The sequence below is a fragment of the Streptomyces sp. NPDC006207 genome (assembly GCF_040613835.1).
Taxonomy (GTDB): Bacteria; Actinomycetota; Actinomycetes; order Streptomycetales; family Streptomycetaceae; genus Actinacidiphila.
In genome coordinates this window covers 1-13229 of record NZ_JBEXSX010000043.1, presented here as the reverse complement: position 1 = coordinate 13229, position 13229 = coordinate 1, and the positions used below count along the sequence as shown (strand labels likewise).

Below are 13229 nucleotides of genomic sequence, written 5' to 3'. Positions count from 1 at the left end.
CGTCGGCCTCCGCCGTGCCGTGCGACGGGGGAGGGGTCACTCCGCCGCGGCAGGTTGCCAGGGGACTCCCGGGACGACGAGGGGGCTGCCCGTGACCGGGTCGGGGACGATGACCGACGTGAGGCCGAAGACCTCGTGGACGAGGTCCGCCGTGACGATGTCGCGGGGCGGCCCCTGGGCGACGATCCGGCCGGCCTTCATGGCGATGAGGTGGTCGGCGTAGCGGGCGGCCTGGTTGAGGTCGTGGAGCACGGCGACGACCGTGCGTCCGCGCCCGTGGTTGAGGCGGCGGACCAGGTCCAGCACCTCCACCTGGTGGGCGATGTCGAGGTACGTGGTCGGCTCGTCCAGCAGGAGCAGGTCGGTCTCCTGGGCGAGGGCCATGGCGATCCACACCCGCTGGCGCTGCCCGCCCGACAGCTCGTCGACCGGCCGGTCCGCGAGGTCGGCGGTGCCGGTGTGCTCCAGCGCCTCCGCTACGGCGCGTTCGTCGGCCTCGGACCACTGCTGCCACCACTTCTGGTGCGGCTGGCGTCCGCGCGCCACGAGGTCGGCGACGGTGATGCCGTCCGGCGGCGTGGGGCTCTGCGGCAGGACGCCGATCGCCCGGGCGATCTGCCGGCCGGGGATGCGGGCGAGTTCGGTGCCGTCCAGCAGGACCGTGCCGGAGCGCGGCTTGAGCAGCCGGCCCAGCGCGCGCAGCAGCGTGGACTTGCCGCAGGCGTTGGGGCCGACGATGACGGTGACCCGCCCGTCCGGGACCTCCAGGTCCAGGCCGTCGACGACGGTGCGGTCCTCGTACGCCAGGGTCAGCTCCCGGGCGGTGAGTCGGCTGGTACGGCTCATGAGGTGGTGCCTCCGGAACGGCTGCGGGTGCGGGCGATCAGCCACATCAGGTAGGGGGCGCCCACCGCTGCGGTGAGGACGCCGACGGGGAGTTCGACGGGGGAGAACAGGCGCCGGGCCAGCAGGTCGGCGACGACGACCACGAGCGCGCCGGTCAGCGCCGAGGACAGCAGCGGGATCTGCGCCGTACGGGTCAGCCGCCGGGCGATCTGCGGGGCGAGGAGGGCGACGAAGTCGACCGGTCCCGTGGCCCCCGTCGCCACCGAGGCCAGGACGATGCCGAGCGCGGTCAGGCCGAGCCGTACCCGGTCCAGCCGGATGCCGAGGGCCAAGGCGGTGTCGTCGTCGAAGGAGGTGCCGCGCTGGGCCCTGGCCGCCCAGAGCGCCGCGGGGATCGCCAGGAGCAGCACCGTCGCCAGGGGAGCGGCCTGGTCGTAGCCGCGGCTGTTGAGCGAGCCCGTCAGCCAGACCTTGGCCTGCTGCGCGACGAGGAAGTCGCCCTTGGTGAGGAAGAGTTGCGTGAGCGAGCCCAGGGCGACCGAGACGCCGATCCCGACGAGGACGAAGCGCGACGCGTGGAGCCCGCGGCGCCAGGCGAAGACGTAGACGAGCAGCGCGGCCGCCAGCCCGCCCGCGATCGACACGTACGGGAGCGCGGTGTGCGAGGCGAGGCCGAAGCTCATCGCGGCGACCGTCGCGGCGCCCGCGCCGTGGGTCACGCCGATGACGTCGGGGCTGGCCAGCGGGTTGCGCGCGACGGCCTGGACCAGCGCCCCGGCGACGCCGAAGGCGACCCCGGCGAGCAGGCCCACGACCAGGCGGGGCAGTCGCAGCGTGCCGACGACGAGCTGGTCGGGGCTGGGACGGCCGAGGAGGACGTTGACGACCTCCGCCGGGGAGACGAAGGACTCGCCGACGCAGAGGTAGAGCACGACGGCCGCGAGCAGCAGCACGGCGAGCACGACGGCGACGAGGACCGCCCGGCGGTGGACCAGGAAACTGCCCCGCCCGGGACGGAACAGGGCGTGCCCGGCCGGGCGTACGGAGAGCCGGGCGGGCGTGGGCGTGGGCGTCGGCGAGGTCGTGGGCGCGGTCGCGCGGCTCATGCGGCCACCACCGTCCGGCGCCGCACCAGCGCGATGAGGAACGGCACGCCGAGCAGGGCGGTCATGACGGCCACCGGTACCTCCGAGGGCGGGAAGACGATACGGCCGAGCACGTCGGAGGCGAGGATCATCACCGGACCGAGGAGGGCGGCCACCGGCAGCACCCAGCGGTGCGCCGCACCGACCAGGGCCCGGGCGATGTGCGGAACGGCCAGGCCGGTGAAGGCGATCGGCCCCACGGCGGCCACGGCCGCGCCGGTCAGCACGGTCGCCCCCACCGCGCCCAGGACGCGCAGCAGCGCCACGTTGTGGCCGAGGCCCTTGGCGGCGTCGTCGCCGAGCGCGAGCGCGTCCAGGCCCCGGGCCATCGTCGCGACCAGCAGCAGTCCGGCCGCCACGAACGGCCAGATCTGGCCGATGACGTCGCTGCCGCGGCCGCTGATCGAGCCGACCTGCCAGAACCGGAACTCGTCCAGGGCGTGGGCGTCGGTGGTGACGATCCCGGAGACCACGGAGGCGAGGAAGGCGTTCATCGCGGCGCCCGCCAGCGCGAGCTTCACGGGGGAGGCGCCGCGGTAACCGCCCGCGGCGACGGCGTACACGGCGACGGCCGCGACCGCCGCGCCCACGAAGGCGAACCAGACGTACCCGGTGAGGGTGTGCACGCCGAGGAACGCGATCGCGCACACCACCCCGACGGACGCGCCCTGGCTGACGCCCAGGATGCCGGGTTCGGCGATCGGGTTGCGGGTGACGCCCTGCATCACGGTCCCGGCGACGGCGAGGGCGGCGCCGGCGAGCACTCCTATGACGGTGCGCGGCACGCGCAACGCCCGCACCACTTGGGCGTCGTCACTGGTGCCGCCGTGCAGCAGGGCCTGGATGACCTCGCCGGGGGCGATCTGTCGGCTGCCGACGGCCAGGCTCAGCAGGACGGCGATCAGCAGCATCACCGCGCACCCCACCAGCCAGGCGATACGGCGACGGGTCGGTCGCGCCATGCGCCGCGCTCACTCTCTCTTTCAGGGTTCCGCGTTGCGGATTGCGGGTCGTACGGGCGCGCGCCGGGCGCCGGCGGGCACGACGGCCCGCTGGCGCCCGGCGTACGGCTCTCGGTGGCCTCGCGGGCTCACGCCGTGAGGCGCTGCTCCAGGTCGTCGAGGACCGCGTTGGCCGCGGTGACGCCGAGCCCGAGGTACCAGGTCTCGTCCGGGACGTCGAAGGCGTGGCCGTCCTTGACCGCGTTCAGGTTCTTCCACAGCGGGTTGCCCTGGGCCTTGGACTTCTCGGTGGCCTTGGGGTCGCCGTAGACGCCGGTGAAGATGTAGTCGGCGTCGGCCTGGTCGATGTTCTCGGCGCTGATCTCGGCGGCCAGGTCCTCGATGTCCTGGTTCTTCGGCCGCGGGATGCCGACGTCCTTGAGGATGGTGCCGATGAAGGAGTCGTTCGCGTAGAGGCGGATCTTGCCCTCGGGCATGTAGCGCACCATCGACACGGTCGGCTTGTCGGCGCCCAGCTTCGTGCCGAGTGCCTCCGCCTTCTTCGCGTACGCGTCGAGGTTCGCCTTGGCCTGCGCGGTCTTGTCCAGCGCGGCCGCGTTGAGGAGGTAGTTCTCCTTCCACGTGAAGCCGGGGCGGATGGAGAAGACGGTCGGCGCGATCTGCGACAGCTCGTCGTAGGAGTCGGCGGCGCGCAACTGGCTGCCCAGGATCAGGTCCGGCTTGAGCGCGGCGATCGCCTCGAGGTTGAGACTGTTGATGGTGCCGATGTTCGCGGGCTTGCCCGCGGCGCCCTTGAGGTAGGACGGGAGCTCCGGCGAGCCCTCGGTGGGCGCGAGGCCGACCGGCTTGATGCCGAGCGAGACAACGTTATCGAGCTCGCCCACGTCCAGGACGACGACGCGCTTCGGCTGCGCCTTGAGGACGGTGCTGCCCATGGCGTGCGTGAGGGTGCGCGGCCACTCGCCCGGCTTGGCGGTGGTGCCCATGGCCGCGGTCTTCTCCGCGGCGTCCCCGAAGTCCTCGCCGCCCTGCGCGACGGACTTGGAGTCCTTGGACCCGGCGGTCGCGGAGGCGGCTGCGCTGCCCTCCTTCCCGTTGCTGCTGGATCCACCGCAGGCCGCGAGGGAGAGCGCGGCGGCGATGGCGACAGCGACGGCGGCTGTGCCGCGGCGCCGAAGAGACATGTGGAGGCTCCTGTACGTGGTTCACCTTTGAAGCATTAGGCGAGCCTAACCTTATGCGCTGCCTGTGTGCCCCCCGCAAGCGGGGGTCCCCGGGCGCTCCCGCCCGGTCCCGGCGCCGCCTCTTGGTCCGGTCTTGACCGGAGCTCGATAGTTACATCAGATTGATTAATCTATTGTTACTAATCATGGATGCGAAGGCACTCGAAGCGGGTGACCCGACCGAGGTCGGGGCCGCGTTGCGGCTGAGCGTGGGCCGGATCGCGCGGCGGTTGCGCCAGGCGCACGCCGTGGGGGACGTGACGCTGTCGGAGGTGTCGGTGATCGCCCGGCTGGACCGGGACGGCCCGGATTCTCCGGGGTCGCTGGCCGAGTTGGAGCGGGTGCGCCCGCAGGCGATGGCGACGACGCTGGCCGGGCTGGAGGAACGCGGGCTGGTGAGCCGCAGGCCGGACGCGAAGGACAAGCGGCGCGTCGTGATGACGGTGACGGAGGCGGGGCTGAAGGTGCTCGCGGACCGCCGGTCGGAGTCGGTGCAGCGGCTGGCCGCCGTGCTGGGCGGGCAGTTCACCCCGCAGGAGCGGCGGCAGCTCGTCGACGCGCTGCCGCTGCTGGACCGGCTGGCGGAGCAGCTGTGACCAGCGCGGACGTCGCCGGCGGCCGCTATAAGTGGGTGGCGCTGTCGAACACCACGCTCGGCGTGCTGATCGCGACGATCGACGCGTCGATCGTGATCATCTCCCTGCCGGCCATCTTCCGCGGGATCGGCCTCGACCCGCTCGCCCCCGGCAACATCGGCTACCTGCTCTGGATGATCCTCGGCTACCTGCTGGTCTCCGCCGTGCTGGTGGTCGTGCTCGGCCGCCTGGGCGACATGTTCGGCCGGGTCCGGATGTACAACATGGGCTTCGCGATCTTCGCCTGCGCCTCGCTCGCCCTGTCCCTCGACCCGCTCAAGGGCGGGGGCGGAGCCCTGTGGCTGATCGGCTTCCGGATCGTGCAGGCCGTCGGCGGGTCGATGCTGACCGCGAACTCGGCGGCCATCCTCACCGACGCCTTCCCCACCCGGCAACGCGGCATGGCGCTGGGCATCAACCAGATCACCGCGCTCGCGGGCCAGTTCCTCGGGCTGATCGCCGGCGGGCTGCTGGCCACCATCGACTGGCGCGCGGTGTTCTGGGTGAGCGTGCCCATCGGCGTCGTCGGCACCGTCTGGTCGTACCGCAGCCTGCGGGAGACCGGCGCACGGAAGCCGGGGCGCGTCGACTGGATCGGCAACCTCACCTTCACCGCAGGCGCCGGGGGCCTGCTCGCCGCCATCACGTACGGCATCCAGCCCTACGGCGGCCACCCCACGGGCTGGACCAACCCCTGGGTGCTCGGCGGCCTGGCGGCGGGCGTGCTGCTGCTCGTGGCGTTCTGCGTCGCGGAGACCCGGGTCGCGGAACCGATGTTCCAGCTCGGCCTGTTCCGCATCAGGGCGTTCGCCGCCGGCAACCTGGCGGTGCTGCTGACCGCGATCGCCCGCGGCGGCCTGCAGTTCACCCTCATCATCTGGCTGCAGGGCATCTGGCTGCCGCTGCGCGGCTACGACTTCGAGCAGACGCCCCTGTGGGCGGGCCTGTTCATGCTGCCGCTGACCGTCGGCTTCCTCGTGGCGGGGCCGGTGTCCGGGTACCTGTCGGACCGCTTCGGCGCCCGGCTGTTCTCCACCACAGGACTGGTCCTCGTGGCGGCCGCGTTCGTCGGCCTGCTCGCGCTCCCGGTCGACTTCCCCTACCCCGCCTTCGCGGCACTGCTGCTGGTGAGCGGCATCGGGCAGGGCATGTTCTCGGCCCCCAACACCTCGGCCATCATGGGCAGCGTCGCGCCGGATCAGCGCGGCGTCGCCTCCGGCATGCGCTCCACCTTCCAGAACTCCGGTACCGCGCTCTCCATCGGCCTGTGCTTCTCGCTGATGATCGCCGGCCTGGCCGGCTCGCTGCCGCAGACGCTCGCGGACGGACTGCGGGCGAACGGCGTGCCCGCCGGCACCGCCGAGCAGGTCGCCGGACTGCCGCCGGTGAGCACCCTGTTCGCCACCTTCCTCGGCGACAACCCCATCGGCCACCTGCTCGGGCCCAGCGGGGTCCTCGGCACCCTGCCCGAGCACCAGGTGCACGTCCTGACCGGCACGGCCTTCTTCCCCACGCTCGTCTCCGGTCCCTTCCACCACGGACTCGTCACCGTCTTCGGCGCGGCCACCGTCATGGCCCTGATCGCCGCGCTCGCCTCGGCGCTGCGCGGCCGCCGCGACACCCCCGCGGCGAGCCGTCCCGGTGGCGACGCGAACGACCCGAACGACCCGAACGGCACGGACAAAGGACAGCAAGAATGGCGCACAGCGCACTCCTCGTGATGGACGTCCAGCGAGCCATCACCGACCGTTTCACCGGGGACACCGGCTACCTGTCCCGGGTGCGTGACGCGATCGACGCCGCGCGTGCCGCGGACGTCCCCGTCATCCACGTCGTCATCGGCTTCCGCGCCGGACATCCGGAGATCAGCCCCCGCAACAAGACCTTCGGCGCGCTCGCGCAGGCGGGCGGCTTCGCCGCGGGCGACCCGGGCGCCGAGATCCACCCCGACGTCGCGCCCGCCCCCGGCGGCGTCGTCGTCACCAAGAAGCGCGTCAGCGCCTTCGCGGGCAGCGACCTGGACGTCGTCCTGAGGGCGCGTGGCGTCGACAGCCTCGTCCTGACCGGCATCGCGACCTCAGGCGTGGTCCTGTCCACGCTGCGCCAGGCGGCCGACCTCGACTACGGCCTCACCGTCCTGTCCGACGGATGCCTGGACGCCGACCCGGAGGTGCACCGCGTGCTCACGGAGAAGGTGTTCCCGCGGCAGGCCGACGTCGTCACCGTGGAGGAATGGGTCAAGTCCATGGCTCACTGACCCCGGTGGACGGCTCCCCGTGCCCGCCGAGGGCGCGGGCGAGTCGTTCCCCCTGGGCGGCGGTCACGCCGAGGCCCGGCAACGGCTCCGGGTACGGCCGCCCCTCGCCCTCCCCGGTACGGGAACCGCCACCGCTGAGCGGCGAGCCCCACGCCGGGTCGTGCCAGATCCCGTCCCCCGGACCGCCGATGAGGCACCGGGCCGCGAGCGCCGCCGTCTCCTGCGGCGCGCCGACCGCCGTGAGCGCGGCGGCGATCCGCGGCAGGGCCTCCGTGGCGTGCCGCCGGCCGTCGGCGAGCACGGGCAGCAGGAGCAGCAGCCGGGCGGAGGGATCGGACAGGCCCTCGTCCGGGCCGGAACCCGGCACCGCGTCGGCGACGTGCACCAGTTGGCGCCACCGCAGACCGGGGCCGTAGGCGTCGCCGTCGTACGAGAACAGGGTCTCCGCGCGGACCCAGCCGGGGTGGGTGAGCAGGAAGTCCAGCCCGCCGTCGCCGTCGAGGTTCCGGTGGACCAGGACGACGCAGTGGCCGTCCCCGAAGGGCACTCTGAGGACCGGCCAGGCCCGCTCGTCGTCCAGCACCTCGGCCAGGGCGTCGGTGTCGGCCCCGTCGTCACCGAACCACTCCGGCTCGGGACGCTCGCCGTCCGGCCCGGCCTCGCACCACCCCAGGAGGTGGTTCGCCCAGAAGCCGGGCCGGTCCGTCAGCGGCTCACCGGCCGTCAGCGGTCCGTGGTCATACCCCTTGATCAGCATGCCGCACAGGATGCCAGGTGCCGCCCTCAGGCCAGCGGCACGGTACTGCCCGCGGACGCGGCGGCGGACACGCGGCCGCGCAGGTCGAGACGGAGACGCACGAAGTCGGCGCCGCCGGGGCCGGGGCGGCGACCGCCCTCCGGGACCCAGCCGTGGCGGGTGTAGAAGGCGAGGGCGCGGCTGTTGCGCTCCCAGGCGTCCAGCAGCCCCGTCTCCAGGGAGGAGTCCCGCAGGAAGCGGACGAACTCGGCGTGCAACCGCCCCCCGACGCCGCGGCCCCAGCGGTCGGGGCGTACGTGGATCCAGTGCAGCTCACCGCACGCCGGCGCGGCCTCCGCGCCCTCCTTGGGCGGCCCCATGGCCACCACGCCGACCACCTCGGTGTCCTCGACGGCGCACAGCACCGTCGTCGCGCTCGACTGGATGGCGTGCGCCCAGGACGCGCGGCGGCGCGCCCACCCGTCGGGGCTGTCGATCTCGGAACCGGGCAGGCCGCCCGCCTGGTAGTACGCGGCACGCGCCTGCGTGTGCACGTCCACGATGGCCGCCAGGTCGCCGAACCGCGCCGGGCGCATCAGGGCTGGAGAATTCGTCACCTCCTGTCAGACGTCCGCGATGTGGGACGGGTTCCCGGCGCGCCGCATCGCCGTGGCGGTCACCCGGCAGGTGACCGCCACGGCGGCGACGGGGGCTACGGCTGCGCGGTGACCGGCGGCACGTTGTAGCCGTCGACCCGCAGCTCGGGACGCTTCGACGGCAGCGCCCCGGCGGGCCAGGACAGCGTCACCGCGCGGCTCTCACCAGGGAGCAGCCACAGGTAGTTGTCGCTGTACAGGGTGGGCAGCACCCGGTCCCCGTCACGGGAGTCCAGCAGGGAGAGCCGGACCAGGGCGGCGACCGTGGATCCCCGGTTGCTCAGCCGCGCGGTCAGCCCGTGGCGGTCGCCCGAGAGGTCCGTGTCCGTGACGTCGGCCAGGACCCGGGTCCGCGCGGCCTTGTTGAGCGCCTGCATGTGCTCGGGCTTGCGGTAGCGCCAGTAGACGTTCTCGGACAGCACGTCGCCGTGACGGTCCGTCAGTCGCAGCTTCAGCAGGTGGAAGTCCGGCAGGCCGTCCGTCCACGCCACGGTGAACGCCTCCGCCTTCGCGGACGCCGCGACGTCCACCGTGCCGCGACGCTCCGCGGACAGCGGATGACCGGACAGGTCGAGCAGCCGCGCGGACACCGTCGCACCCTCGAGAGCCGCGGGCGTGTGGTTGACCGCCACGACCTTCCCGGTCACGGGATCGGCCTGCACGTGGACGGGCTCGGCGGCCTTGCGGACCCCGTAGTAGGCGCCGTTGACGTCGAAGTCGTAGTCGTACGTCTGCCACACCGTGCTGTACCAGGCGGGGTGCGACATCCACAGCATCAGGCCGCCGGCGTCGTCCCACAGCCGGCCGTTCCAGGCCTCGAACATGGCGCGGAAGTTCTCGTAGTTGACGAACTGCGCCTTGCGGCAGAAGTCGTCGAGGTCCTCCGCGGTGCCGAGCCGGCCCTCGATGGCCGCGCGGTAGTTCTGCGGGGCCTGGTTGCCGCGGGTGCTCCAGTCGTGGTGGTACCAGACGCCGCCGACCGGCCACTCGGGCTCGTCGCCGGCCATGCGCCGCATGGTCTCGGCGGTCGACACGACGGGCATGCCGATCTCGGTGTGGAACCCGAAGCTGCCGCTGCCGTAGGTGGACGCGGAGTAGTACCGCTCGGGCTCGACCCAGCCGTACGGGCCGCCGCCGGAGACGATGCCGCCGGCCGAGTTGTTCTGGTAGAGCAGGGCGGGGGCCTCCGCGCGGACCGCGGAGCGCATCCCGTCGTCCACCGGGCCCGGAGGGTTGCCCTCGTTGGCGCCGCACCACACCACGACGCTGGGGTGGATGCGGTAGCGCCGCACGGTGTCCCGCGCCAGGTCGAGGAAGGCCTGGCGGTTGGGCGGGTCCATCGCCCAGGCGTTGGGGAAGTCGTTCCACACCAGCAGACCGTGCTCGTCGCAACTGGCGTAGAACTCCTCGCGGTTGCTGCTGCCGACCCAGTTGCGGATCATCGTGAAGTTCATGTCGCGGTGCATGCGCACGGCCGCGTCCATGCGCTCCGCGGGCATGCGGCGCAGCAGTTCGTCCCAGCCCCAGTTGCCGCCGCGGGCGAAGACCCGGACGCCGTTGACGCTGATCTTGAGCGACACGGTGGAGTTGTCGACGGACTTCACGTCGGTCCACTCGTCGCCGTCGTCGGAGACCTGGACGGTGTACGTCCTGGCGTAGGCCTGCTCCCAGGTGATGACGACCCGGTCGAACCGCACCGCGGAACCCAGGTCGACCTGGATCCACTGCTCGTCCTCGTACTTCGAGGACCAGCGGGTGCCGGGCTTGCCGTCCACCGCGTTGCCCGGACCGCTGCCGTCGCCCTCGGAGGACGAGGCGGTGGCCTCCTTGCGCAGCGCCAGGTCGGTGCCGGGCGTGCCGCTGTCGACCACCGACAGGCCCCACATCGACGAGCCCCAGCTGGTGGCGCGCGTGTGGCAGAGGATCCGGAGGTAGCGGGCCGTGGTCGCGGCGAACTCCACGTCCTGCAGGCTCGCCGCGCCCGAGGTCTGGAAGGGCAGCGGGACCGCGGCGTTGTCGACGGACGCGGCGTCGGTCCAGTCGTCGCCGTCGTCGGAGACCTGGACGGTGTACGTCTCGGCGTACGCCTGCTCCCAGGTGACGACGACGCGGTCGAAGGACACCGCGGAGCCGAGGTCGACCTGGACCCACTGGTCGTCCTCGAACTTCGACGACCAGCGGGTGCCCGGGTCCCCGTCGGTGACGTTGCCGGGGCGGTTGTTCGGGTCGTCGGTGGAGGAGGAGGTGGCCTCCTTGTGCAGGGCGAGGTCGAGGTCGGGCACGGTGCTGTCGGCCACCGACAGCGCCCACATCGACGAACCCCAGTCGGTGGCCCGGGTGCGGCACAGGATCCGCACGTAGCGGGCGGTCCGCCGGGTGAACGTGACCGTCTGCGCGTAGGCGTCGGAGCCGGACTGGAAGGTGAGCGGGGTGTCGTACTCGTAGCCGAACTGGCGCAGGCCGAAGCGCGTGGTGCGCCGGTCGCTCTCCTGCCCGGCCACGGAGGCGGTGAGGGTGAGCCGGTGCAGTTCCGGCTCACCGTAGCCGTTGGGCCACCACAGCTTCGGGTTCCGCAGGCGCAGCTTCGGGTCCGAGGCCGGGTCGAAGACGACGTCGGTGCTGCCGCCCCCCGGCACGGTGACCGTCCGCTGCACGCGCACGCCGTCGAAGGCGGCGGTGACGGTGACGGACCTGGCCTCCCCGGCGGCGTTGCGGAGCGGTACGACGATGGTCACCTCGGCCGTGCGGGTGTCGGGCAGGTCCGGCAGGACGGTGTCGACACGGGGGTCGCCGAGGACGGCGTCGCCGGTGGAGCGCAGCCGTACGTGGTTCCAGATGCCGGCGGCCCGGTCGCGCACCGCGGGCATCCAGTCCCAGCCGGAGGAGGCCAGGTAGGTCGGCGAGTTGCGGTTCATTATGTTCGCGCCGGCGTCGACGAAGGCGAGGCCGGCCGCGCCCTTGTCGCCGGGGCTGCCCGGGAACGGCATGGGGCTGATCTTCACCGCGAGGGCCTGCGGGCCCTGCGCCGCCAGCAGCCCGGTCACGTCGTAGGCGGCCCGGGCGAAGGGGAAGGTGAGGGTGCCGGCCTGCTTGCCGTTGAGCCAGATGTCCGCCTCGTGGTTGACCCCGTCGAACTCGAGCCAGACGCGGCGCCCGGCCCCGGTGCGCAGGCCCTTGGGCAGGCGGAACTCGCGCCGGTACCACCAGGAGTGGCGGGAGAGGGCCTCGGGGATGTGCAGGTTGGCGAAGCCGGCGACCGGGTCGGGCAGGTGGCCCTCGGCCACGAGCGAGGACAGGACGGTCCCGGGCACGGTGGCCGGCAGCCAGGCGCTGGTGTCCACGGAGGGCGCGGACAGTTCCGCGGCGCTGCCGCCCGCCCAGTCGTCCATGGTCAGGTCCCAGCCGGACTCCAGCGGCACGGTGCCGTCGTCGGCGACCTCCAGGGCCGGGGGCGTGCGGTGGTGGGTGCCCCAGTCGGTCCAGCCGGTGGCCTCGGGGCGGTGTCCGCGCGGGGTGCCGTACACCTGGAAGCCGTTGAGGCCCAGAGGGTTGGCGTTGGAGCGCTTGGTGACCGTCATCCGCACCCAGCGGGCGGTGACGGGCCGGGGCAGGGCGATCTCCACGACCCCGCCCTTGCCGTCGTCGGTGCGGTGCGCGACGGTCCACGACTTCCCGTCGCGCGAGGTCTCGATCACGAAGGCGACCGCGCAACTCGACAGCACCTCCTGGCCGGTGGTGTTGTCGCGGGGGTTGCCACCGGTCCCGGGCGTGAACGGCGGGTCGTCGACCGTCGCCTCGAAGGTGAGGCGCACCGACCCGACCTCGCACAGGGCCTGGAGGTCGACGGCTATCCACTGGGGGTCGCCGGCGGCGGCCCGCCAGCCGGAGCCCCGCACGCCGACCCGGTCGAGGCCGTCGACGGCGAACTCGGCCGGTGTGGGGGCGTAGTCGGTGGAGGACACCGTGACCGGGCGGTACGCGGCGAGTTCGCCCCGGGCACCGGCCGGGTTCGAGGACCGCGTCTGTGCCGTGGCGGCGGCGGGGAAGGCCATGCCGAGCCCGAACCCCGCGAGGAGGGTGGAGCCGGTGGAGAGTACGGCGCGTCGGGAGGGCAGGGAGGACTGGTCCGGCATGAACAACGGCTCCGTTCAGGGATGTTCAATGAGGAGGCGGCCTGGCATCATCGAGGCGATGACAACGTTGCCATCGCGATGACAACGTTGCCGAACATGCACCCGCCGGGAAGGGCCTGTCAAGGTTTTGGGCACGCCGCGTTCCGGGATTCTCCTAAATTAGGAATACATATTGACATGAGTCGGGCTTCGCGTCAGAGTCGTTGGTCCGCCCGCGCCGATGGCCGTTCCGGCGCCGGTCCGGGGCAGGAGGTGTCGCCCGCCCAGTGGCCGTCAAAGATGTCCGTATGGCCGCGAAGAGAAGGATCGTGCTGCTGGGCGGCGGCTTCTCGTGGGCGCCCGGGTCGCCGCCGACCCTGCACCGGGTGGAGCCCGGGAGCGGTGGCGCGGTGCGCGAGACGGGACTGCCCGCAGGCCTGCTGACGTGAGGTCCGGTCAGGAACCGGGTGGGTTGCCGGTCTCCTCGTCGGGGCGGTCGGGGCGGACGGCGATGTGGTCGGGTTCGAGTTCGAGCATGACGCGGTTGCGGATGTCGAGGGCGTGGGTGTAGTCGCGGGGGAGTTGGAGGCGTCCGGAGCGGTCGACGGTGGCGTACTCGCTGGCGTGGACGGTGGTGCGGCCTTCGTCGTCGACGCT

12 protein-coding genes are annotated in these 13229 nt (G+C 72.7%); 4 read left to right on the top strand and 8 right to left on the bottom strand.

Annotated features, from left to right (window positions below):
* Positions 1 to 36 precede the first annotated feature (36 nt).
* The 4 genes from ABZ312_RS29330 to ABZ312_RS29315 all read right to left on the bottom strand — a co-directional run bounded on the left by ABZ312_RS29330 (position 37) and on the right by ABZ312_RS29315 (position 4137).
* Positions 37 to 846 (bottom strand): ABC transporter ATP-binding protein, encoded by an 810-nt coding sequence (locus tag ABZ312_RS29330; protein ID WP_500326247.1) that lies wholly within the window; start codon positions 844 to 846, stop codon positions 37 to 39.
* Positions 843 to 1952 (bottom strand): FecCD family ABC transporter permease, encoded by a 1110-nt coding sequence (locus tag ABZ312_RS29325; protein WP_500359346.1) that lies wholly within the window; start codon positions 1950 to 1952, stop codon positions 843 to 845. The genes ABZ312_RS29330 and ABZ312_RS29325 overlap by 4 nt, the downstream gene beginning before the upstream one ends.
* Positions 1949 to 2953 (bottom strand): FecCD family ABC transporter permease, encoded by a 1005-nt coding sequence (locus ABZ312_RS29320; RefSeq protein WP_500326243.1) that lies wholly within the window; start codon positions 2951 to 2953, stop codon positions 1949 to 1951. The genes ABZ312_RS29325 and ABZ312_RS29320 overlap by 4 nt, the downstream gene beginning before the upstream one ends.
* Positions 2954 to 3081: 128 nt before the next feature.
* On the bottom strand, positions 3082 to 4137 hold the full coding sequence (locus ABZ312_RS29315; RefSeq protein WP_500359345.1) for an iron-siderophore ABC transporter substrate-binding protein: 1056 nt from the start codon (positions 4135 to 4137) through the stop codon (positions 3082 to 3084).
* Positions 4138 to 4322: 185 nt separating this feature from the next.
* On the opposite strand from ABZ312_RS29315, the gene ABZ312_RS29310 reads away from it, so the two are divergent.
* From ABZ312_RS29310 to ABZ312_RS29300, 3 genes are read left to right on the top strand one after another with little or no spacing between them, the layout of a single operon-like run.
* Positions 4323 to 4772: a MarR family winged helix-turn-helix transcriptional regulator gene (locus ABZ312_RS29310; protein ID WP_500326240.1), complete on the top strand. Its 450-nt coding sequence runs from the start codon at positions 4323 to 4325 to the stop codon at positions 4770 to 4772.
* Positions 4769 to 6532 carry an MFS transporter gene (locus ABZ312_RS29305; protein WP_500439116.1) on the top strand — a complete coding sequence of 588 codons (1764 nt, stop codon included), beginning with the start codon at positions 4769 to 4771 and terminating at the stop codon, positions 6530 to 6532. The genes ABZ312_RS29310 and ABZ312_RS29305 overlap by 4 nt, the downstream gene beginning before the upstream one ends.
* Positions 6508 to 7068: a cysteine hydrolase family protein gene (locus ABZ312_RS29300; protein ID WP_500326236.1), complete on the top strand. Its 561-nt coding sequence runs from the start codon at positions 6508 to 6510 to the stop codon at positions 7066 to 7068. Before ABZ312_RS29305 ends, ABZ312_RS29300 begins: the two co-directional genes overlap by 25 nt.
* On the opposite strand, the gene ABZ312_RS29295 is transcribed toward ABZ312_RS29300, so the two are convergent.
* From ABZ312_RS29295 to ABZ312_RS29285, 3 genes are all read right to left on the bottom strand, one after another.
* Entirely contained in the window at positions 7049 to 7825 is a 777-nt protein-coding gene (locus ABZ312_RS29295; protein WP_500439115.1) for a hypothetical protein, read from the bottom strand. The two genes, ABZ312_RS29300 and ABZ312_RS29295, sit on opposite strands and share 20 nt — an antisense overlap.
* A 26-nt stretch (positions 7826 to 7851) precedes the next feature.
* A complete protein-coding gene (locus tag ABZ312_RS29290; protein WP_500439114.1) occupies positions 7852 to 8421 on the bottom strand; it encodes a GNAT family N-acetyltransferase in 570 nt (189 codons plus the stop codon).
* 95 nt (positions 8422 to 8516) lie between these two features.
* Positions 8517 to 12593 carry a discoidin domain-containing protein gene (locus ABZ312_RS29285; RefSeq protein ID WP_500439113.1) on the bottom strand — a complete coding sequence of 1359 codons (4077 nt, stop codon included), beginning with the start codon at positions 12591 to 12593 and terminating at the stop codon, positions 8517 to 8519.
* A gap of 287 nt (positions 12594 to 12880) precedes the next feature.
* On the opposite strand from ABZ312_RS29285, the gene ABZ312_RS29280 reads away from it, so the two are divergent.
* Positions 12881 to 13021 (top strand): hypothetical protein, encoded by a 141-nt coding sequence (locus ABZ312_RS29280; RefSeq protein ID WP_500439112.1) that lies wholly within the window; start codon positions 12881 to 12883, stop codon positions 13019 to 13021.
* A gap of 7 nt (positions 13022 to 13028) precedes the next feature.
* Here the strand turns inward: ABZ312_RS29280 and ABZ312_RS29275 are convergent.
* On the bottom strand, positions 13029 to 13229 hold a 201-nt coding region (locus tag ABZ312_RS29275; RefSeq protein WP_500439111.1), incomplete at its 5' end, for an AbrB/MazE/SpoVT family DNA-binding domain-containing protein.

Bases quoted from the DNA above. Each gene is read 5' to 3' on its own strand.
- ABZ312_RS29285 (WP_500439113.1), bottom strand. From the start codon at position 12,593: ATGCCGGACCAGTCCTCCCTGCCCTCCCGACGCGCCGTACTCTCCACC.
- ABZ312_RS29310 (WP_500326240.1), top strand. From the start codon at position 4,323: ATGGATGCGAAGGCACTCGAAGCGGGTGACCCGACCGAGGTCGGGGCC.
- ABZ312_RS29300 (WP_500326236.1), top strand. From the start codon at position 6,508: ATGGCGCACAGCGCACTCCTCGTGATGGACGTCCAGCGAGCCATCACC.
- ABZ312_RS29320 (WP_500326243.1), bottom strand. From the start codon at position 2,953: ATGGCGCGACCGACCCGTCGCCGTATCGCCTGGCTGGTGGGGTGCGCG.
- ABZ312_RS29315 (WP_500359345.1), bottom strand. From the start codon at position 4,137: ATGTCTCTTCGGCGCCGCGGCACAGCCGCCGTCGCTGTCGCCATCGCC.
- ABZ312_RS29330 (WP_500326247.1), bottom strand. From the start codon at position 846: ATGAGCCGTACCAGCCGACTCACCGCCCGGGAGCTGACCCTGGCGTAC.
- ABZ312_RS29325 (WP_500359346.1), bottom strand. From the start codon at position 1,952: ATGAGCCGCGCGACCGCGCCCACGACCTCGCCGACGCCCACGCCCACG.
- ABZ312_RS29280 (WP_500439112.1), top strand. From the start codon at position 12,881: ATGGCCGCGAAGAGAAGGATCGTGCTGCTGGGCGGCGGCTTCTCGTGG.
- ABZ312_RS29295 (WP_500439115.1), bottom strand. From the start codon at position 7,825: ATGCTGATCAAGGGGTATGACCACGGACCGCTGACGGCCGGTGAGCCG.